We start from the raw sequence: 19,648 nt of genomic DNA, 5'->3' as shown, positions 1-19,648 counted from the left end.
GTGACAAAACGCCTTTATCGCCGCCTGATGACCGCCTTAATGGAAAAAATACGCCTTCCAAAAGAACCCATCACGGCTCCGATGACAAAGCCAAATCAACAAACTCTATTGGACGTCGCTTTCTGAGGAGGCTCTAATTAATTTCATTAATTGCTGGGTTAAGCAGGCCACTAATTTATTGAATCGCGTGTGATGGTTCTAATATCCGGCGCTCTTAGTGCGCCGGATATTAGAACCATCACACTAGCGCAGGGCTGACAGGTTAGCCATCAGCGCCGTATTTACACGGCGGATTTCTTCTGAAATCTGGTGCGCCTTGTCCTGATCATCCTCACAGCATTTAAGAGCAACATCGGCACAGCGATGACGCTCTTCCAGCAGGGCATTGATGATGGTCTGCTCAATAGCGTCCGCAACCTCCTTGGAGTGATCGTCAGCCGACACCCCAATGATGGAATTCACTTCCCTGGTCGCAGATTCAGCCCGTTCTCTTAGACTTTTCGTCATCATCAATTCCTAATGCAAAATCTGGCTTAAGAACAGCTTGGTGCGGTCGTTCTGCGGATTATCGAAGAACTCATTAGGCTCATTCTCTTCAATAATCTGACCCTCATCCATAAAAATGACCCGGTTGGCGACGGTTTTGGCAAAGCCCATTTCGTGGGTCACCACGATCATGGTCATGCCTTCCTGGGCCAGTTCGACCATCACGTCGAGCACTTCCTTGATCATTTCCGGATCAAGGGCGGATGTCGGCTCATCAAACAGCATGATCTTGGGGCTCATGCACAGCGAACGGGCAATGGCGACCCGCTGCTGCTGACCACCCGAAAGCTGGCCCGGGTACTTGGCAGCCTGCTCGGGAATTTTAACCCGTTCCAGATACTTCATGGCAATGTCTTCGGCTTCGGCCTTCGGCATCTTGCGCACCCAGATGGGCGCCAGGGTGAGATTGTCAAGAATGGACAAATGCGGGAACAGGTTGAAGTGCTGGAACACCATGCCGACTTCACGGCGGATTTGCTCGATATGCTTCAAGTCACCTGTCAGCTCTGTGCCTTCGACGATAATTTGTCCCTGCTGGTGCTCTTCCAGGCGGTTCAGGCAACGGATCATCGTTGATTTACCGGAACCGGAAGGACCGCAAACAACGATTCTTTCACCCTTGTTAACCTTCAGGTTGATGTCCTTGAGGACATGGAATTCACCGTACCATTTATGAACCGCGTTCATATGGATCATAACATCGTCGGAAACGATCATTTCCTTGGTCGGTTGTTGAATCTCTATCTCAGACATAATTTTCTCCGTCTACTTCCGAATATTAATGGCCGGTGTGAAGTTTCTTTTCCAGATGCATGCTGTAGCGCGACATCGAGAAACAGAAACACCAGTAAATAAATGCTGCAAACACATAACCCGTTGTATGGAAGCCACCCCATTCAGGATTGGTGAAGGTCGCCTGGATTACACCCAGGAAATCAAACAGGCCGATAATCAGCACCAAGGTGGTGTCCTTGAAGAGTCCGATGAAAGTGTTGACAATACCGGGAATAACCATCTTCAGGGCTTGCGGCAGGATAATCAGGCCCATGGTTTTCCAATAGCTGAGACCAAGTGCGCCCGCAGCTTCTGTCTGCCCCTTGGGAATCGCCTGCAAGCCGCCACGAACAACCTCGGCCATGTAGGCGGCAGAGAACAGCGCGACACCGACAAGAGCTCGGATCAATTTATCAAAAGTCATTCCTTCGGGCATGAACAGCGGGAACATCACCGACGACATAAACAACACTGTAATCAAAGGCACACCGCGCCAGAATTCAATGAAGGCGACACAAAGGGCCTTGACGATGGGCATGTCTGATTGTCGTCCAAGGGCCAGAACGATACCGATGGGTAAGGATGCGACAATACCGGTAATGGCAATGACAAGGGTCAGGAACAAACCGCCCCATAGCGGTGTTTCAACATCCGGCAAGCTAAAGGAACCACCCGCGAACAGGAAGTAGGCGATGACCGGAAAGACGAACAACAGGAATACGGAAACCCAGCCCTTGTACTTAAAGCCGGGAACGAACAACGGGATCATACCGGCAATCAACAAGACATAAGCCGAGTTGATGCGCCATTGTTCGGCTTTCGGATACAGGCCGTACATCAGGAAATTAAACCAGTGGTCGATATAAATCCAGCACGCCACAGGCAGGGGGCCGCCTTGTTCATTACGACAGGATTTGGCGGAATCACCACTCCAAATCGCATCAATGAAGGCCCAACTGATGATCGGCGGCACTGTGATGTAGATCAGCCAAAAGGAAATAAGCGTCAAAATGATGTTGAGCGGTGAAGATAAAAGATTTGACCTTATCCAGCCAACGGCACCAACGGTGCTGGCCGGGGGGGCCCAATCAGGATGGTCGCCTAAATCATGGGTGGTGGATTTTCGGTCAGTCATGATCAGCGCTCCACCAATGCCATTTTATTATTATACCAGTTCATAAACGCTGAAATCAGCAAGCTGATCGTCAGATAAACGCCCATGGTGATCGAAAGCACCTCAACCGCCTGACCGGTTTGCATCAACACCGTACCGGCAAACACCAGCACCATGTCCGGATAAGCGATGGCGGCGGCCAGGGACGAGTTCTTAGTCAGGTTCAGGTATTGCGAGGTCAGCGGCGGGATGATAACGCGCAGGGCCTGTGGAATAACCACAAAACGCAGCGTCGGTCCGGCTTTAAGACCCAGTGCGTAGGACGCTTCTGTCTGCCCATGGCTGACTGCCATGATACCGGCGCGGACGATTTCAGCGATGAACGACGCCGTATACAGCGACAAGGCCAGCGTCAGGGAAACCAGTTCCGGAATAAGACTCAATCCGCCCTTGAAGTTGAAGCCCTGTAACGATGGATAATCCCAATGCATGGGAAAACCGGTAATGATGGTGGCAATCAAAGGCAAAGCAATCAGAATACCTATTGAATAGTAGACCGTATGGAACTGCTGACCGGTTGCTTCCTGGCGTTTGTGGGCCCAACGGGCCATATAAAAGATGATTACAAAAGCGGCAAGGACCGACCACATGATCCCTGCGAAACCTTCCTCTGGAATCGGATTTGGGGAATAAAGGCCACGATTGTTAAGAAAAAACATATCCAGAAAATTAACGCTCTGTTTTGGCGATGGTAGATTACGCAGAACACCGAAATACCAGAAGAAAATTTGCAGCAACAAGGGGATATTGCGCAGGGTTTCGATATAAACGGTGGCAATCCTTGAGATCAGCCAGTTGCTGGACAGGCGCGCAATACCAATAAGGAAGCCCAGAATGGTCGCAAAGAAGACGCCCAGGGCGGCAACCAGCAAGGTATTTAATAGCGAGACCAGGAAGGCGCGGAAGTAACTGTCAGATTCAGTATATTCAATCAGGCTCATCAAAATAGAGAACCCGGCCGTCGTGCCCATGAAATCGAAGCCCGAGGCGATGCCCTGACGTTCAAGGTTGTGAAGGGTATTGGAAACCAGGGTGTACCCTAGAAATAAAACACCGCCCAATACCACAACCTGGAAAAAAATGGCCCTGTAAACAGGATCATTATAAAATGGCGGTTTTGCCGGTTTTTGAGTCTCTAGAATTTCCTCAGCCACGAAAAGCCTCCCCCGACTTAGTGGATAGAATTATTTTGGAATAAAAGGACATGTGCCCGACCTTTTGGGCCGGGCACATACCTTTTTAGCTTACCGGATTAGCGTGCCGGCATCGGGTAAATCAACCCGCCATTGTTCCACAGGTTGTTAACACCGCGGGGCAGCTGCAACGTGGTGTTAGGGCCAACATGAGCTTCAAAGCTCTGGCCATAGTTTCCGACCTGTTTGACAATGTTGTAAGCCCAATCGGCGCTGAGGCCGAGGTTCTTACCGACATCACCTTCGGTGCCCATCAAACGCTTGATGCCCGGGTTATCGCTGGACTTCATAGCGTCGGCATTACCGGAATCGATGCCCATTTCTTCGGCTTCCTGCATTGCAAACAGGGTCCATTTAACGACATCGAGCCACTGGTCATCACCATGACGGACAACAGGACCAAGAGGTTCTTTGGAAATAACTTCCGGCAGAACCATATGGTCATCCGGGGAACCCAGCTTGATACGCTGTGCAGCAAGACCGGATTGGTCAGTGGTGTATACGTCGCAACGACCAGCGTCGTATGCGGCGACAACTTCGTCAGCTTTTTCAAACGCAACCAGCTTGTAATCCATGTTATTGGCACGGAAGAAGTCAGCAACGTTCAATTCGGTCGTGGTGCCAAGGTTGGTGCAAACAGCGGCACCGGCAAGTTCCATAGCACTTTTAACGCCGAGGGATTTACGAACCATGAAGCCCTGACCATCGTAGTAGTTGACGCCAGCGAAGTTCAGGCCCAGGGCGGTGTCACGTGTTGCCGTCCAAGTAGTGTTACGGGACAGCACATCGACTTCGCCAGACTGCAGAGCGGTAAAACGTTCCTTGGCCGACAACGGTGAGAACTTGACCTTCTTGGCGTCGCCCAGAACGGCTGCGGCGACAGCACGACATACATCGACGTCGAGGCCAGTCCAGTTACCACTTGCATCCGGGTTGGAGAAGCCGGGAAGACCCTGACTCACACCACATTGGACGAAGCCTTTTGTCTTAACATCATCAAGCGTACCCGCACTGGCGGCTGAGCTGACTAAAGCAGCAGTCGCAAGAACGGATAAAAATTTAACGGATTTCTTCATTAGTACTCTCCCTGGTGGATTTATAATTTTTAACCTCTAACGATACATCCCTCACAGTCACTGATTTCAGCTCACACATGAGTAAAAGTGAATGTATCGAAACAAAGAAGCTTTAAGTCCGTAGCATGAAAGTCTCAACAGTCTCAAGCGCTAAGGGGTGGGTTTGGCATTTTTTTTACCTACCCGCAATTTTCATTTTATGACAAAGGTCGTATATATCCATTCGTGACTGGCATCCCCTTAAGAAAATATGCATGATCCCAGCCAACGAATAACACCCTTAAGAAAGCTGCAAAAAAACATGAAAAAGCAAACAAGAATTCTGACTGCGGGTCGCGATCCGGAGGCTAATTTCGGCATCGTCAACCCACCCGTTTATCATGCCTCGACGATCCTTTTCCCGACTGTTGAAGCCCTGTACAAAGGGGCGGCAAACCGTTACGAGGGCTATACATACGGCCTTACGGCGACGCCGACCAGTAAAGCCCTGGAAGAAGCAATCGCTGAACTTGAAGGCTATGATCAAGCCATCGCTGTACCTTCCGGGTTGGCCGCCATTTGCGCCGCCCTGCTGGCTTTCCTGGGTAATGGTGATCATTTACTGATGGTCGACAGCACCTACCGGCCAACAAGACGCTTTTGCGACAGTATGCTCAAACGCTTTGGCATCGAGACGACCTATTACGACCCGATGATCGGGGCCGGTATCAGTGAACTGATGCGACCGGAAACAAAAGTTGTCTTCACCGAAGCGCCGGGCTCACTGACTTTCGAGGTACAGGACCTTCCGGCAATTTGCCAGGCCGCCCATGACGGCGGGGCCAAAGTCATTCTCGACAACACCTGGAGCGGCGGCGTCTATCTTAGCGCCCCCGATATGGGTGTCGACGTATCGGTACAGGCCGTGACGAAGTATATCGGTGGCCATTCCGATCTTATGATGGGCTCCATCGCCATGAACGATGAGGATTTTATCAAAATCAAGGATGCCGCCTGTGAATTGGGTTACGGTGCCGCCCCCGATGATTGTTTCCTCGCCCTTCGCGGTATTCGGACAATCAACGCTCGCTTGCCCATTCACCAGGAAACCGGCTTGAAACTGGCGAACTGGCTTGATCAGCGCCCCGAGGTCGATCATGTCCTGCACCCTGCCTTGCCTTCCTGCCCCGGTCATGAAAACTGGAAACGGGATTTCACCGGCTCAAGCGGCCTGTTCGGTTTTGTTCTTAAGGAGGAATTCACCAAGACTCACGTCGCCGCCATGCTCGATGACATGGAACTGTTCGCCATGGGCTACAGCTGGGGCGGATTTGAAAGCCTGATCGTTCCCTACGGCACCACACCGCCCAGATCTGCACTGCCATGGGCGTCTGGACAACTCATCCGCATCCACGCGGGACTGGAAGCGCCAGAAGACCTGATTGCCGACCTTGAAGCGGGTTTTGTCAGGCTAAACGCCTGAATAGTCGAAAGACGATGAACAAGATTAGGGCGGCGACGACGATGGACGGGCCAGAAGGCGTATCATATGTCGCCGAACCCCAAAGGCCACCGGCAACGGATAAACACCCGCAGATGGCGGCAAGCCCCGCCATCTGCTCGGGCGTTGTCGAAAGTTGACGGGCCGCAGCGGCGGGAATGATCAAAAGCGACGTCACCAGCAGTATGCCCACGACCTTCATGGCCAGGGCAACGACGCCTGCCAGAACAAGCATATAAACAAGACGGTGGGTATGAACCGGGGCGCCTTCAACAATGGCAAGTTCTTCATCGACAGTTGCCGATAACAAGGGTCGCCAAATAAACGCCAGAACAGTCCCGACCACGACCCCGCCAAGATACAGACCGTACAAATCGTCCCTCGTCACCGCCAGAATATCACCAAACAGATAGGCGTTAAGGTCGAAGCGGACATCCCCAAGGAAAGCAATGGCGACAAGCCCCAGCGCCAAAGTTCCGTGGGCGAGAATACCCAGCACCGTATCCTCGCTAAGCATCTCTGTCCGCATGGAGCGGTGGCGCAGCCCCATCAACAAAGCAACGACGATACAGACGGCAAGCACGCCCAGGGTTGTCTCAACCCCCAACAACAGTCCAAGAGCAATACCCAGCAGGGAAGCGTGGGATAAGGTCGCGCCAAAATAAGCCATCCGCCGCCAGACAACGAAAGCGCCAAGGGGACCGGCAACGATGGCGACGGCGCAACCGGCAAGCAGGGCCCGGATCAGAAAATCATCCATGATCGTGCTCATGCTCATGAGGATGGTCATGACTGGATATGACGTTGCCGTGGACGTCATGTTCGTGATCATGGTCATGGTGATAGATGCTCAGCTCGGCTGCCACCGTTTCACCAAACAAGGCAACGAATTCCGGATGCCGGGAAACCGTCTCGGGATGACCGGCGCAACAGACATGCTGGTTCAGGCAAATGACATGATCAGTCGCCGCCATCACCATATGCAGGTCGTGAGACACCATCAGCACCCCGCAGCCTCTATGATCCCTGATCCCCCTGATCAGGGCGTACAGTTCGGCCTGGCCGCTCAAATCAACGCCTTGAACCGGCTCGTCCAAAACCAGCAAATCCGGATTGCGGAGCAAGGCGCGAGCCAACAAAACCCGTTGCATCTCACCGCCGGATATATTCTGGATCGGGCTGTCGGCAACATGATCAACACCTGTCTCTTTAAGCACACCTTGACGCAATCCATGCCCCACATCGCGGCGGGAAAGCCCCAGGGACAGGAATCGTTTGACGCTGATTGGCAGTGCCGGATCAATATTCAGGCGTTGCGGCATGTATCCGATCCGCAAATCCGCACGGCGGATAACATCGCCCTTATTTGCGGTAAGCAAGCCCAGCATGACCCGGGCCATGGTCGTTTTTCCTGCTCCGTTGGGGCCAATCAGGGTGACGATTTCGCCAACCCCGACCCTGGCTTCACCGTCTTTAAGAACCTGTCTTCCGGAAAACGACACATCAATGCCGCGGGCTTCTATTAATGCCTCACTCATGACCGGGCACACGACAATTGGGGCAATGCCCCGCCACTTCGATGATACGGTGAAGGACAGAAAAACCGGCCTCGTCGGCCAATCCTTCGATCGCCTTATCAAGGCGGTTATCGGAGATTTCAGCCGCCGCACCACAGTCCCTGCAAATCAGGAACTGCGATGAATGCGTGGTATCAGGCGCACAACAACCGATGAACGCATTCAGACTTTCAATACGGTGAACCAACCCCAACTCAAGCAGAAAATCAAGGGCCCGGTAAACCGTTGGCGGTTGGGCGTTGCGACGTTCGGTTTTTAAAATATCGAGCAACTCATAGGCGCCCACCGGCTTATGACTTTTCCAGATCAATTCCAACACCCTGCGGCGCAACGTCGTTAAGCGGGCACCGCGCTGGTTACACAAATCGACAGCCGATTGCATGGCCGTCTCTACACAATGACCGTGATTATGGCCGCTTTGATTAAACACAGCGCAAATCCCTAAACTGGCTAGCTTGACACGAAAACGTTATAATATAACATAATGTAATGCGTCACACGAAGACAATCCTTTTCGCTCTGATCTGCCTGTTACTGACCAGTCCCGCCGAGGCTGGGCTTTCGGTCGCGGTTTCCATCAAGCCGGTCCATTCACTGGTTGCCGCTGTTATGGACGGTGTCGGCGAGCCTTCATTGATTGTCAAAGGAAGCCGCTCCCCCCACAGCTACAGCCTGAAGCCATCAGATGCCCGCGCCTTAAGCCGTGCTGACGTTGTCATCTGGATGGGACCAGACATGGAATTGTTTTTGCAAAAGCCGATTGGCGCCCTTTCTTCACGCTCGAAAGTCATCACCCTGATTGAAGTAAAGTCCGGCGATCCGCATTTATGGTTATCACCAAAGCTGGCGATTTCCATGGTCAGTAAAATCGCCTTGGCCCTTATAAAAACCGATCCCGCAAATACCGACAGCTACAAAAGCAATGCAAATGCCCTTACAGATCGTTTACGGGCATTGCAGGCATATGGGATGGGCAAACTTTCTGCCATCGCCAAAGAACCGTTTCTTGTCTTCCATGACGCCTGGAGCCATTTCGCCAGATCCTTTGGATTGAGTATTGCTGGCGCTGTCGCCCTCAGTCCGGAACGACCGGCGGGGGCGAAACAGGTCAGCACGATACGCCGCCTGATTGGTGAAAGTGGTGCGCGTTGCCTGTTTCGAGAACCGCAATTCAAATCCCCCCTGCTCTCCAGCATACTTGAGGACCACAAAAAGATGCGGGTGTTCGAGCTCGACCCTTTGGGCGCAGCCTACAAACCGGGACCGACATTGTACTTTAAAATGATGGAAACAAATATCGACGCCGTGGCGTCCTGCCTTCAATAGAAACCGTTCAGCCTGGTTGTGGCCGCGCCTTCATGATCTGCATTTTTTTAACCAGCAGTTTTTGCAAAATGGCATAAGCCGACTGATCAATTTCCAGCATCTGTACGGCAAGAATGGAAAATTCATCATCGGCACGAATAACCCGCGCCTGAACTTTAACCGGCGTCATGACGCCACGACTGAGGCCAATCTCGGTTATCGACAACAGCGAACCCGAGCTCAAGCCACCTTCATACCCGTCAATCAAAATGCCACCCAAGCTCCAGTTGATGGAATGGTAGATTTTAGCGCCGATTTTCAGGCGAATAGAGGGGTCAGAGACCCTATCGTGTTCCCGCTTATTCTCGCTTTTTTCCTGTGCCACCATTTAACTGCGGCTCCCTTAAGCTTGCGTGCTCGCTGAACAATCATAGTATATAATGCGATTTTATGAAACGGTTGACGAACAACCCGGAATTGCCCTGTTTGAAGGAACCCCAAGGAACACGAGCGTCATGAACAGCCAAGCCTTGCTATCCCAACTGAAATTCAATGACGACGGCCTGATCCCGGCCATCGCCCAACAGCATGATACGGGCGAGATTTTGATGATGGCCTGGATGAACAGCGAGTCCGTTGCCGAAACCCTGGACACCGGGCGTGTCTGTTACTATTCGCGCTCACGGGCAAAGCTGTGGCGCAAGGGTGAAAGTTCGGGTCAGGAACAGACCCTGAAGGAACTGCGCTGGGATTGCGACGCCGATACCCTGCTGGTGCTGGTTGAACAAAAAGGCGTCGCCTGTCACACCGGAAGGCGCAACTGCTTCTTCAATGCCATCCGCGATGGCGAAGTGACGGTTATCGCAGAGCCTGAAGTCGATCCCGACACGCTGTATAAATAAATCCCTGAACGCCACATGAACCGGGCCTGAAGCGAATATGAATGCGCCCTTCAGTATTCATTCAGCACGACTTTGCCATTCTCCACGTCATCGAACACACCCCCCAACTGAAACGATAACTGGAGACTGGAAAAATGATTAAATATAAAGCTCTCGCCATGGCCCTGACCGTCGCCGCCGCAACCGCAACCGGCGGCATCGCCAGTGCATCAAACGCCCAATTCCCGGCAGAATTTAAAGCCATGATCGAGAAAATTCATTCCAACCAGGCTGAGCAACGCAGCCGAATCATGGACGAAATCCGCACCACCAACACGAGTGCTCGCAAATCCCCTGCGGAATTCGAGAAAATGCTTGAAAGTATCCGCGTCATGCAGATGAAAAACCGCAGCAAGGTTATGGAAATCGTCAACAACACCCGGCCTGAAATAAAAGTGGTCGTGATAACCTGACCAACCGCGCGCCATCTTCTCAGGTCCATGGGCTTGAGAAGATGGTGAACCCGGAAGTCCCTTTACAGGCAGTTAAACGAGATCAGCGCGCATCAGGTTTGATCCGTTAACTGACCCTTTGCCCTATTTAAGATCAAAGAGTTTCTGTGCATTGCCATAGGCGACCATTTTGGCGGTTTTGGGTGTTAGTTTTTTCAGCAAGCCCTTGCGTACCGTTTTGATCGAATCAGTGTACTGTTTGGAATTGTGAGCGTCGGTTCCAATCATGAAGCGATCAGGAAAATCTTCTATCAAACTCTTCCAATCTTTGTCGAAAGAACTTTCGGTGAAGATAATTCTTCTTTTTGCCTTCTTTGGCATGACCGGTGGATAGCGAAAAGAAAGTTCACAATAGGCGTTTGGGTATTTCTTCAGGAACGGTCGCATCTGCGAGGCTTTGTTTTCGCTGCCGCAATGATTAATAAGGAGCTTCATACCCGGCGAGGCCTTCAAGACTGTTTCCAGTTGTTTGACTGAATCTGATTTCCACTCCATATGGATGCCGACGAAGGCCTTGTACTTTGCCGCCAGCGCAAAAATTGCACGCATTGAGGCAGCGTCGGTTTTCATCCTGCGCTTCATCCATCCGGTTTGGGAACTCGTCTTGTTGTTGACGAAAATCTCGCCAATACCCTTAATTCTTTTTGACTTCAGGTCCTCTTCCAAACGTGCCATCAATTTTTTAAATTCTGGCGTTGTTGCGGATTCAGCAGCCTTCAATCCGCCCTTCTTGAAAATCAGGTTCAGTTCCGACTGCCCGCCAAACAAGATCAGCCGGTTGCCAAACGCTGCCGAAAAGTCAGCTTCAGTCCCCCTGCTATCGGCGTTTGCACCTTTGACGCCCAACCCTGCCCACTTAACGCCGCTTTGGTCCTGTTCCTTCAGCATTTTACCCGGTGAACTGCTGGAGTCCGGGTGGAAGTGCAGATCGGCCAGAGGCATCTCTTCGGCCCGCGCCAAATCGCCCGTGAATAAGCTGCTGAAAATAATTGCAGAAAAAGATGCCATCAACAGGCATCGGTCTAACTTATTATAAATTCTCATGTTTTCTCTACCCCCCAAAAAAAGATTGAAAATTATGTCTTTTTTAGACTTAAGCTTGAGGAGATGGTGACCCCGGCAGGACTCGAACCTGCAACCTCAAGATTAGAAATCTCGCGCTCTATCCGGTTGAGCTACGGGGCCTTTTGGACCGCTTTATCTGATGCGGTCGTAAGCGAAATTGGCCGAGTAGTCTTTCGGTTTAACCCGCCTGACTTTGGGTTCGGTAACGCTGTAATCCAGGTCATTTATTTTGGCGAAGGCGACCGCTTCATCGCGGGTTTCAAAGCGCAGGCAAACCTGCCCCTTGGTATCATCGTCAGAGCCAATCCAGCCCATCAACGGATCTGCCCGTTTGGCCGCACCGGGTTCATGTTCAAGCACCCAGCCACCCAATTTGGCACGACCTGACTGCATGGCGTTCTTGGTCGGTTGATAGATGCGGACCTGGCTCATCGGAATTTCTCCATAGGGGATAACCTGCACAAAAGAATACAACAATTCTGCGCCATAGGAAGAGCCAATTGAGAGTGGTCGGGGCGAGAGGATTTGAACCTCCGACCTTCCGGTCCCAAACCGGATGCGCTACCAGACTGCGCTACGCCCCGTATCAGGGGGTTCTAGGGTTTTATAGTCATATAAGCAAGAGCCTAATTTCAAGCTTTATCAATCAGCAAAGTCGAGACGGTCCTGAACCTCGTCCACCCCTGCCCGGGCACAAATTTCATCCTTGTCGCCGCCCGGAGCGCCACTGACCCCAACGGCGCCGATGATCGAACCGGCGGCCCGGATAGCAACGCCGCCATCCATCATCAACACACCTTCGATTTGATTGATTTCGGGACGAATATCCTGGCGATTGAGACGAAATTCAGACGAATCTACGCCTGATAGAATCACCGCATTGGCCTTGTCTTCAGCCGCCTGCAGGGTAAACCTGTTGGCCAGTGTATCGCGCATGACTGCCTGAACAATTCCGACCCTGTCGACAACCACCGCAGAGGCCTGATAACCCGCGTCCCGGCAGGACTGTACGGCGGCACGTGCCACATCAACCGCCAATTCCATCGTCATACGCCGGACCATGATAATATCGGCAGAATGCGCCTGCCCGGGCGAAACAAGGCAAACCAGTATCAAGATGCCACCGGCGGCAATAACTGATCTGCCAAGAATAAGCTGTCTAATCACTTTGGTCTCCTGTCAGGAACAAAAATTTAAAATTACCCATTCTTCTTGCCCACGCAAGCATTCGTCCTTAAAAGGCCCATTATGGAATGGCTAGACAGAATACCGACCGGAATGCTCGTCGTTGCGGCAATACTGATGGCGTTGGCACCGTTCACACCCGAACCACATCTGCTGGAAAAATTCAGGATGTTAATGGCCGGAACGCTGAAAAAGCCACTGGATATATTCGATGTTTTCTGGCACCTGGCGCCCAGCGCCCTGCTTGCCGTAAAACTATTTAGGCCTTGATTTTCCGATCGAGCGGATCAGCTCGTACAGGCGCTTGCGGACAGACGGATTGGTAATCTTGTAGTAGGCTCGAACCAGTTCCAGGGTTTCACGCCGGGTCAGCGGGTCAGCATCTATTTTTGTCTGCGTTTTATCGGCCATTCCCTTGGCGAAAGAGCCTTTGGTATTTTGCACATCCCTTGGCATCTCATCGAAGAAGTAACCAATGGAAACATCAAGAATGCCCGCTATTTCATAAAGTCTGGATGCCCCCATGCGGTTGGCGCCGCGCTCGTATTTCTGAATTTGCTGAAATGTCAGATTGACCGAATCGGCGAGTTTTTCCTGGCTTATGCCCAAGAGGGTGCGGCGTAAGCGCAATCGACCACCAACATGAATATCAACGGGACGCGGCCCATCAACGGAAACCTTGCGTCGAGCGGCTCGTTTTTTGGCCGGTTTTTTATCAGTTTTCTTCATAATACCTAAAGTAGCCGATTTTTCCTGTAGCACACAATCTTAACTGTTCTAAGGCCGGAAGATATCATGGATCACCCTATCGCCAGTCTTTATAGCCAGCCGTGCCGCCGTGCCGCCGTTCAATTCCAAAACGGCCAGAACCGGCCCGGGAGAGGCAATAACATCTGTAGAAAAGGGTGTGGTATTTTCCACAATAAGAACAATCCTGCCCGACCTGTCGATAAAAATCATATCAAGGGGAATGAAGGTGTTTTTCATCCACATGTGAATTTGTTTGGGCTTTGAATAATCGAATAACATCCCCGCGTCACCATCCAGATGGCGGCGTTCCATCAAACCACGCATACGGGCAGCCATACTTTTTGCCAACTCGATGCGAAAATGATGTCGGCTGGTGGTGGTAACGATTGTCAGCTCGGAGTGCTCAAAAAACACATCCTGATTTTCATCTGAAAAAACAGCTCCCGACAATCCGCCAAGCCCCCCTGCCAACAGCATGATGAAAAACAGGACTTTTACAAATCGACCCGGCGGGAACAACACCGCCGCACTTTCCCGAAGTGCGGAAATCGATAAAACAGGATGCTTTTTCGCTGGCTCGAACATGCCGACAAATCTATTGTCTGTTGGTGTAAAAAACCACCCTGAAGGGAGAACAATTTGCTACACGCGTTAAGCCTTGGCAGTGTAATGGGGTTATTATGGTTGATGCTGTCGGGTATATTTGAAACCTGGCTTCTAGCGCTTGGCCTGGGCTCGGTCGTCGTTGTGGTCATTTTTGCCAATCGCATGGATGTGATTGACCATGAAGGTCATCCTATCCATATCAGCTGGCGGGCTTTGTTATATTGGCCCTGGCTGGCCTGGGAAATCGTCAAGGCCAACTTCGACGTTGCCCGGGTCATTCTCGACCCGAAATTGCCAATTACGCCAAAGGTGTTGCATATCAAGTCTTTACAGGTCACCGAACTGGGGCACGTCTTTTACGCAAATTCAATCACCTTGACCCCGGGAACCGTAACCCTGGGACTGGATAATGGCGCCCTGGAAGTTCACGCCCTTACCCCCGTTTCCATTGAAGGGTTGCTTAGTGGCGAAATGGATCGCCGGGTCCACGCCGTCGAAGGTTCGGCCGACGGCACGGTGGAAAACACCTGATATGTTCAGCGCAGCCACCCTCGCCATTCTGATCTCCATGCTTCTTGTCCTTGTCAGGGCCTTGAAGGGACCAACTGTTTACGACCGGATTCTTGCAATCAACAGTTTCGGCACGCTGACAGTCCTGTTGATCTCTGTTTACGGGTTTTTGACGGGTCGACCAGAATTCCTTGATATCGCGCTGGTTTATGCCCTGATTAGTTTTATCGGCATCATCGCGGTGTCCAAGTTCGTCCGCTTCGGAGACCTTGCCCAACCCCTGCGTGATGACGACCCGGGTGACATTTGATGGACATGATGATCAATATCGCCAGTTGGGGACTGTTTCTCGGTGGTTCCATTTTCATGCTGATTGGAGCCATCGGCCTGATCAGGTTGCCGGATGTGTTTTCGCGCATTCACGCCGCTGGCATCATCGACACCATGGGCGTCGTCATGCTGTTTGTTGGCATGATCCTGCAAGCCGGGCTGACATTGGTGTCGATCAAGATACTTTTGATTATCCTGTTCCTGATGTTCACCCTGCCGACTGCAACCCATGCCTTGGCCCGCGCCGCCCTTGATGCGGGAATGATCCCGCTTTGCGATGATGATGATACGGACGAAAAAGAACTGGCCCTGATGAAAGAACTTGAAGAAGAGAGGAGAAGGTTATCGAAGACCTGATCGTCATTACCTTGCTTTCTTTTATGGCTGTTACGGCCTATTCCCTGGTGCGCATTCACAATTTGTTCGCGGCAGTGATGATGTCAGGCATCTACAGCATGCTGGCGGCGGCTCTTTACGTTGTGATGGACGCCGTCGACGTCGCCTTTACCGAGGCCGCCGTCGGCGCCGGTATTTCAACAGTTTTGATGCTGGGCACCCTTGCCCTGACCACGCACATGGACAAAGAAGCAAAACTTCTGGTTCCCCTCCCTTTGGCTATCGTTACGGCGACGGGTGCGTTGTTGATTTATGCGACCCTGGACATGCCCCATTTCGGAGATCCGGGCGCCCCTATTCACCATCATGTAGCGCCCCACTACATCGAAAAATCAGCCCAGGAAGTTGGCCCGCCCAATATTGTGACTTCCGTCCTGGCCAGTTATCGCGGTTACGATACCCTGGGTGAGGTTACGGTGGTCTTTACTGCGGCGGTTGGCGTGATGGCGCTGATCGGGCGGGCCCGGCGGCGCAAAAAACCGGTCCCAAAACCAGAAAGTGCCGTAAAGAAGGAGCAACAAGCCTGATGCTCAATCGTGCTTCCATTCTTCGGGTTGTCTCAAAACTACTGATCCCGCCAATTATGGTATTCGCCCTGTACGTCCAGTTCCATGGAGATTTTGGGCCGGGTGGTGGTTTTCAGGCCGGTGTCATCTTCGCCGCAGCCTTCATTCTTTACGCCCTGATTTTTGGTGTCGACAATGCCCGCAAGGTAGCGCCCGCCTGGCTAACGCGAACACTGCTGGCTTCCGGTTTGTTGCTCTATGCCGGTGTCGGTGTGGTCGCCATGATGCTGGGTGGGGATTTTCTCGATTATTCCATGCTCGCCCAGGACCAGCACGCCGGTCAGCACCTGGGCATTACACTGATTGAATTTGGCGTCGGCACCACTGTGTCCGGTGCAATGATTACGATCTTCCTTATTTTTGATGGCCGCCTTCGCGCCGTAAAGGAAGATTGAAGTCATGGACACCTTTACCGGCCTGTTCAATTACTGGATCGTTATCGTGCTGATGATGATGGGCTTTTACATGGTCATTGCACAACACAACCTGATTAAAAAAATCATCGGGTTGAACGTTTTTCAGGTCTCTGTTTTTGTTTTCTATATTTCCATGGGCAAGGTCAAAGGCGGCACCGCACCGATTCTGGCCGATGGCATCGAAATTTTCAGCAACCCCCTTCCCCATGTCCTGATCCTGACGGCCATCGTTGTCGGTGTTGCAACCACCGCCCTTGGCCTGGCCCTTATCGTGCGCATCAAGGGCGCCTTCGACACCATCGAGGATGATGAAATAGACGTTCTTGAAAAAGAGGATCAGGAAAAAGAACGAGGGTTAGCCTCTTGATGTCCGCTCAGCTACCCGCCCTTCAGGTTGTCCTGCCGTTGCTGATGGCGCCGCTTGCCCTGATCCTTCGCAATCCGCGCCTCGTCTGGATGCTGACCCTGACCGTTACGTGGACGACACTGGCCATTTCCCTGTCTTTGCTGATGCAGGTTCTGGACGGCGGCACGATTACTTACCGTATCGGTGGTTGGGCGGCCCCTTGGGGTATTGAATACGTACTCGATAAAGTCGGCGCTTTTGTTCTGGTCATTGTATCGGCCATCGGCTCGCTTGTGATGACATACGCCCGACGTAGTATCGAGGCGGAGATACCTGCCGAACGGATCTATCTGTTTTACACCATGTTCCTGTTGTGCCTGACCGGTTTGCTGGGCATCACGATCACCGGTGACGTGTTCAATCTTTTTGTCTTTCTGGAAATATCTTCACTGTCCTCTTACGTGATGATCAGTCTGGGCCGTGACAGGCGCGCCTTAACGGCTGCCTATCGCTACCTGATCATGGGCACCATCGGGGCGACCTTCTACATTATCGGCGTCGGCCTGATGTACATGATGACCGGCACCCTGAACATGGCTGATCTGGCGACCCTGATGCCAACAATAGCCAATACCCGGGTCATTCAGGCGGCACTGGCGTTTTTGACCGTTGGCATCTGTTTGAAACTGGCGCTTTTCCCGCTGCATCTATGGCTGCCAAATGCCTACACGTATGCCCCTTCGGTGGTGACGGCGTTTCTTGCCGCCACGGCGACCAAAGTTGCTGTCTATATTCTGATCCGCATCATTTTCACGGTCTTTGGTGCGGTCAATGTTTTTCAGGTACTGGACCTGCAGAATATCCTGATGGCGCTTTCCATCATCGCCATGTTCGCGGCGTCAGGCATCGCTATATACCAGGACAACATAAAGCGTCTGTTTGCCTATTCGAGTATTGCCCAGATTGGTTATATCGTCCTGGGTTTAAGTTTCGCTTCTGAAATTGGAATGGCGGCGGGCATTATACATCTGTTCAATCACGCAATCATGAAATGCGCCATCTTCATGGGGCTTGGCTGCATTGCTTTGCGTGTGGGCGGGGTTTCCATCAGGGACATGTACGGCTTGGGCACCCGTATGCCATGGACAATGGCGGCGATTGTCATCGGTGGGTTAAGCCTGATCGGCATTCCCATGACAGTCGGTTTTGTTTCCAAGTGGTATCTGGTTCGCGCCGCCCTCGAAGCGGGCATGTGGCCTGTCGCTATCCTGATTGTGCTAAGTTCATTGCTGGCGATTGTTTATGTGTGGCGCATTGTCGAAGCAGCCTACCTGAAAGAAGCACCGGAAGACGCAGCACCTGTCACAGAAGCACCGCTGTCCATGTTGCTTCCCCTGTGGGTGATGGCCGGCGCCAGTATCTATTTCGGCATTGACGCGACGGCCACCTTGTCCATTGCACTGGACGCCGCAGGCTCTTTACTGAATGGGGGCCTTCAGTGACCCCTGAAGAGATCATCCAGGCGGCATTGATCACACCCGTCATCGGGGCGATTCTGATTGCCTTTACAGGGCGTTGGCCGAACCTGCGTGAGGGCGTAACACTGGTTACGGCGCTGACTTTGTTTTATTGGGTTACGTCCTTATACCCATACGTTCTGGATGGCGAACGACCAACGCTGGTTGCTGGCAACATGCTTCCGGGTCTCAGTATCACCTTCACCATCGAGCCCTTGGGAATGTTGTTCGCCTGTATCGCCAGTTTCCTGTGGGTCATTAATTCCATCTATTCTATTGGCTACATGCGGGCCAACAATGAAAAAAACCAGACCCGCTTCTATGTCTGTTTCGCCATCGCCCTGGCCAGCGCCATCGCCATCGCCTTCGCCGGCAATATGATGACATTGTTCATTTTCTACGAGGCCCTGACCATCAGCACCTACCCGCTGGTCGCCCATGCTGGCACCGATAAGGCCAAAAGCGGGGCCCGCGTTTATCTGGGCATTTTGTTGTCAACGTCCATCGGCTTGCTGTTTTTGGGTATCGTCTGGACGTGGATGATCGCCGGAACCCTTGATTTCACACCCGGCGGCATTCTTGAGGGCAAGGCATCGAACACCATCATCGGTATTCTGCTGGTGCTTTACATGTTCGGCATCGGCAAGGCGGCATTGATGCCGTTCCACCGCTGGCTACCAGCCGCCATGGTCGCCCCGACACCGGTCAGCGCCTTGCTGCACGCGGTTGCTGTGGTCAAGGCGGGTGTCTTCACCCTCGTCAAAGTCATTATTTATATCTTCGGTTTTGATTTCCTGTCAGTGAGCATTGATCCGGACTGGCTGCTCTATATTTCGGGGTTTACCATCATTGCTGCATCGATTGTCGCGCTTCGTCAGGACAACCTGAAACGTCGGCTCGCCTATTCAACAATCAGCCAGTTGTCATACGTCATCATGGCGGCTGCTATCCTTGCGCCATTGTCGATTGTCGGGGCCGGGCTTCATATCGCCGTCCATGCTTTTGGCAAAATCACCCTGTTTTTTGCAGCCGGTTCAATTTACACCGCCAGCCACAAGACCGAGATCAGCCAGCTTGACGGTATAGGGCGGCGTATGCCGTGGACCATGGGAGCGTTTGCCATTGGCGCGTTGTCGATGATCGGGGTGCCGCCAACAGCCGGATTTATATCAAAGTGGTACATCCTGCACGGGGCGCTGGATTCAGGGCAGATGCTGGCTGTGGTCGTGATTGTCATCAGCACACTTTTGAATGCCGGATATTTCCTGCCTATTGTCTATGCCGCCTTTTTCAAAAAACCAAAATTCGGCAGCGGCGACGAGCACGGTGAAGCACCCCTTGCCATTGTCATCGCCCTATCATTAACGGCGGCAGTGACGATACTGTTATTCTTCATACCCGGCGTCTTTCTTGAACTCGCCAGACAGCTGATTTGAGGACTTC

At 52.2% G+C, this 19,648-nt stretch carries 27 protein-coding genes and 2 tRNA genes; 13 read left to right on the top strand and 16 right to left on the bottom strand.

Going from position 1 to position 19,648, the window contains the following annotated elements:
* Positions 1-243: 243 nt before the first annotated feature.
* From HOL66_09050 to HOL66_09030, 5 genes are all read right to left on the bottom strand, one after another.
* Positions 244-510, bottom strand: a complete 267-nt coding sequence (locus HOL66_09050) for a hypothetical protein (GenBank protein MBT5244381.1) — start codon at positions 508-510, stop codon at positions 244-246.
* Positions 511-516: 6 nt separating this feature from the next.
* Positions 517-1,242 carry an amino acid ABC transporter ATP-binding protein gene (locus HOL66_09045; GenBank protein MBT5244380.1) on the bottom strand — a complete coding sequence of 242 codons (726 nt, stop codon included), beginning with the start codon at positions 1,240-1,242 and terminating at the stop codon, positions 517-519.
* 82 nt (positions 1,243-1,324) lie between these two features.
* Positions 1,325-2,455, bottom strand: a complete 1,131-nt coding sequence (locus HOL66_09040) for an amino acid ABC transporter permease (GenBank protein ID MBT5244379.1) — start codon at positions 2,453-2,455, stop codon at positions 1,325-1,327.
* Positions 2,456-2,457: 2 nt separating this feature from the next.
* Entirely contained in the window at positions 2,458-3,648 is a 1,191-nt protein-coding gene (locus tag HOL66_09035; GenBank protein MBT5244378.1) for an amino acid ABC transporter permease, read from the bottom strand.
* Between the two features lie 98 nt (positions 3,649-3,746).
* The gene (locus HOL66_09030; protein ID MBT5244377.1) at positions 3,747-4,763 is read right to left on the bottom strand and encodes an amino acid ABC transporter substrate-binding protein; all 1,017 of its coding nucleotides are present in this window, start codon (positions 4,761-4,763) and stop codon (positions 3,747-3,749) included.
* A gap of 301 nt (positions 4,764-5,064) precedes the next feature.
* Here HOL66_09030 and metC point away from each other — a divergent pair, with 301 nt between their 5' ends.
* Positions 5,065-6,225 carry a cystathionine beta-lyase gene (metC, locus tag HOL66_09025; GenBank protein MBT5244376.1) on the top strand — a complete coding sequence of 387 codons (1,161 nt, stop codon included), beginning with the start codon at positions 5,065-5,067 and terminating at the stop codon, positions 6,223-6,225.
* Here the strand turns inward: metC and HOL66_09020 are convergent.
* Genes HOL66_09020 through HOL66_09010 form a run of 3 tightly spaced genes read right to left on the bottom strand, consistent with a single transcriptional unit; the run spans position 6,209 to position 8,202 of the window.
* On the bottom strand, positions 6,209-7,003 hold the full coding sequence (locus HOL66_09020; protein MBT5244375.1) for a hypothetical protein: 795 nt from the start codon (positions 7,001-7,003) through the stop codon (positions 6,209-6,211). The genes metC and HOL66_09020 overlap by 17 nt on opposite strands.
* Complete coding sequence (znuC, locus tag HOL66_09015) at positions 6,996-7,781, bottom strand: zinc ABC transporter ATP-binding protein ZnuC (protein MBT5244374.1); 786 nt, start codon at positions 7,779-7,781, stop codon at positions 6,996-6,998. Before znuC ends, HOL66_09020 begins: the two co-directional genes overlap by 8 nt.
* On the bottom strand, positions 7,774-8,202 hold the full coding sequence (locus HOL66_09010) for a transcriptional repressor (GenBank protein MBT5244373.1): 429 nt from the start codon (positions 8,200-8,202) through the stop codon (positions 7,774-7,776). Before HOL66_09010 ends, znuC begins: the two co-directional genes overlap by 8 nt.
* A gap of 107 nt (positions 8,203-8,309) precedes the next feature.
* On the opposite strand from HOL66_09010, the gene HOL66_09005 reads away from it, so the two are divergent.
* Entirely contained in the window at positions 8,310-9,146 is an 837-nt protein-coding gene (locus tag HOL66_09005; protein MBT5244372.1) for a zinc ABC transporter solute-binding protein, read from the top strand.
* A 7-nt stretch (positions 9,147-9,153) separates the two neighbouring features.
* Here the strand turns inward: HOL66_09005 and HOL66_09000 are convergent, their stop codons facing one another.
* Entirely contained in the window at positions 9,154-9,513 is a 360-nt protein-coding gene (locus HOL66_09000; protein ID MBT5244371.1) for a hypothetical protein, read from the bottom strand.
* A 127-nt stretch (positions 9,514-9,640) separates the two neighbouring features.
* On the opposite strand from HOL66_09000, the gene hisI reads away from it, so the two are divergent.
* Positions 9,641-10,027 carry a phosphoribosyl-AMP cyclohydrolase gene (gene hisI, locus HOL66_08995; protein MBT5244370.1) on the top strand — a complete coding sequence of 129 codons (387 nt, stop codon included), beginning with the start codon at positions 9,641-9,643 and terminating at the stop codon, positions 10,025-10,027.
* 134 nt (positions 10,028-10,161) lie between these two features.
* Positions 10,162-10,479: a hypothetical protein gene (locus HOL66_08990; protein ID MBT5244369.1), complete on the top strand. Its 318-nt coding sequence runs from the start codon at positions 10,162-10,164 to the stop codon at positions 10,477-10,479.
* A 123-nt stretch (positions 10,480-10,602) separates the two neighbouring features.
* Here the strand turns inward: HOL66_08990 and HOL66_08985 are convergent, their stop codons facing one another.
* The 5 genes from HOL66_08985 to HOL66_08965 all read right to left on the bottom strand — a co-directional run bounded on the left by HOL66_08985 (position 10,603) and on the right by HOL66_08965 (position 12,645).
* Positions 10,603-11,526, bottom strand: coding sequence for an amidohydrolase family protein (locus tag HOL66_08985; protein MBT5244368.1), 924 nt, complete (start codon positions 11,524-11,526; stop codon positions 10,603-10,605).
* 100 nt (positions 11,527-11,626) lie between these two features.
* A tRNA-Arg gene (locus HOL66_08980) sits at positions 11,627-11,703 on the bottom strand.
* 12 nt (positions 11,704-11,715) lie between these two features.
* Positions 11,716-12,015 carry an ETC complex I subunit gene (locus tag HOL66_08975; protein MBT5244367.1) on the bottom strand — a complete coding sequence of 100 codons (300 nt, stop codon included), beginning with the start codon at positions 12,013-12,015 and terminating at the stop codon, positions 11,716-11,718.
* A 75-nt stretch (positions 12,016-12,090) separates the two neighbouring features.
* Positions 12,091-12,167, bottom strand: a tRNA-Pro gene (locus HOL66_08970).
* A gap of 58 nt (positions 12,168-12,225) precedes the next feature.
* Positions 12,226-12,645, bottom strand: coding sequence for a heme-binding protein (locus tag HOL66_08965; GenBank protein MBT5244366.1), 420 nt, complete (start codon positions 12,643-12,645; stop codon positions 12,226-12,228).
* Positions 12,646-12,831: 186 nt separating this feature from the next.
* On the opposite strand from HOL66_08965, the gene HOL66_08960 reads away from it, so the two are divergent.
* Positions 12,832-13,038 carry an RND transporter gene (locus HOL66_08960; GenBank protein MBT5244365.1) on the top strand — a complete coding sequence of 69 codons (207 nt, stop codon included), beginning with the start codon at positions 12,832-12,834 and terminating at the stop codon, positions 13,036-13,038.
* Here HOL66_08960 and HOL66_08955 read toward each other — a convergent pair.
* Together HOL66_08955 and HOL66_08950 are read right to left on the bottom strand one after the other, a co-directional pair.
* Positions 13,024-13,497: a helix-turn-helix transcriptional regulator gene (locus HOL66_08955; protein ID MBT5244364.1), complete on the bottom strand. Its 474-nt coding sequence runs from the start codon at positions 13,495-13,497 to the stop codon at positions 13,024-13,026. The genes HOL66_08960 and HOL66_08955 overlap by 15 nt on opposite strands.
* Before the next feature lie 48 nt (positions 13,498-13,545).
* Complete coding sequence (locus HOL66_08950; protein ID MBT5244363.1) at positions 13,546-14,103, bottom strand: DUF192 domain-containing protein; 558 nt, start codon at positions 14,101-14,103, stop codon at positions 13,546-13,548.
* A 102-nt stretch (positions 14,104-14,205) separates the two neighbouring features.
* Here HOL66_08950 and HOL66_08945 point away from each other — a divergent pair, with 102 nt between their 5' ends.
* The 8 genes from HOL66_08945 to HOL66_08910 are packed head-to-tail and all read left to right on the top strand — an operon-like array spanning position 14,206 to position 19,641.
* Positions 14,206-14,655 (top strand): hypothetical protein, encoded by a 450-nt coding sequence (locus HOL66_08945; GenBank protein MBT5244362.1) that lies wholly within the window; start codon positions 14,206-14,208, stop codon positions 14,653-14,655.
* Between the two features lies 1 nt (position 14,656).
* Entirely contained in the window at positions 14,657-14,944 is a 288-nt protein-coding gene (locus HOL66_08940) for a pH regulation protein F (GenBank protein ID MBT5244361.1), read from the top strand.
* Positions 14,941-15,321: a monovalent cation/H(+) antiporter subunit G gene (locus HOL66_08935; protein ID MBT5244360.1), complete on the top strand. Its 381-nt coding sequence runs from the start codon at positions 14,941-14,943 to the stop codon at positions 15,319-15,321. The genes HOL66_08940 and HOL66_08935 overlap by 4 nt, the downstream gene beginning before the upstream one ends.
* Positions 15,322-15,344: 23 nt before the next feature.
* Entirely contained in the window at positions 15,345-15,887 is a 543-nt protein-coding gene (locus HOL66_08930) for a DUF4040 domain-containing protein (GenBank protein MBT5244359.1), read from the top strand.
* Positions 15,887-16,321 carry a Na(+)/H(+) antiporter subunit B gene (locus HOL66_08925; protein ID MBT5244358.1) on the top strand — a complete coding sequence of 145 codons (435 nt, stop codon included), beginning with the start codon at positions 15,887-15,889 and terminating at the stop codon, positions 16,319-16,321. Before HOL66_08930 ends, HOL66_08925 begins: the two co-directional genes overlap by 1 nt.
* Positions 16,322-16,325: 4 nt before the next feature.
* Positions 16,326-16,709, top strand: a complete 384-nt coding sequence (locus HOL66_08920) for a cation:proton antiporter subunit C (protein MBT5244357.1) — start codon at positions 16,326-16,328, stop codon at positions 16,707-16,709.
* Positions 16,709-18,190, top strand: coding sequence for a monovalent cation/H+ antiporter subunit D family protein (locus HOL66_08915; GenBank protein ID MBT5244356.1), 1,482 nt, complete (start codon positions 16,709-16,711; stop codon positions 18,188-18,190). Before HOL66_08920 ends, HOL66_08915 begins: the two co-directional genes overlap by 1 nt.
* A complete protein-coding gene (locus HOL66_08910; protein ID MBT5244355.1) occupies positions 18,187-19,641 on the top strand; it encodes a monovalent cation/H+ antiporter subunit D family protein in 1,455 nt (484 codons plus the stop codon). Before HOL66_08915 ends, HOL66_08910 begins: the two co-directional genes overlap by 4 nt.
* Positions 19,642-19,648: the final 7 nt, after the last annotated feature.

The sequence above is a fragment of the Rhodospirillaceae bacterium genome, from assembly GCA_018662005.1.
GTDB lineage: Bacteria > Pseudomonadota > Alphaproteobacteria > Rhodospirillales > JABHCV01 > JACNJU01.
Note: the sequence above shows the minus strand (reverse complement) of the source record. Positions and strands in the feature narration are given on the sequence as shown.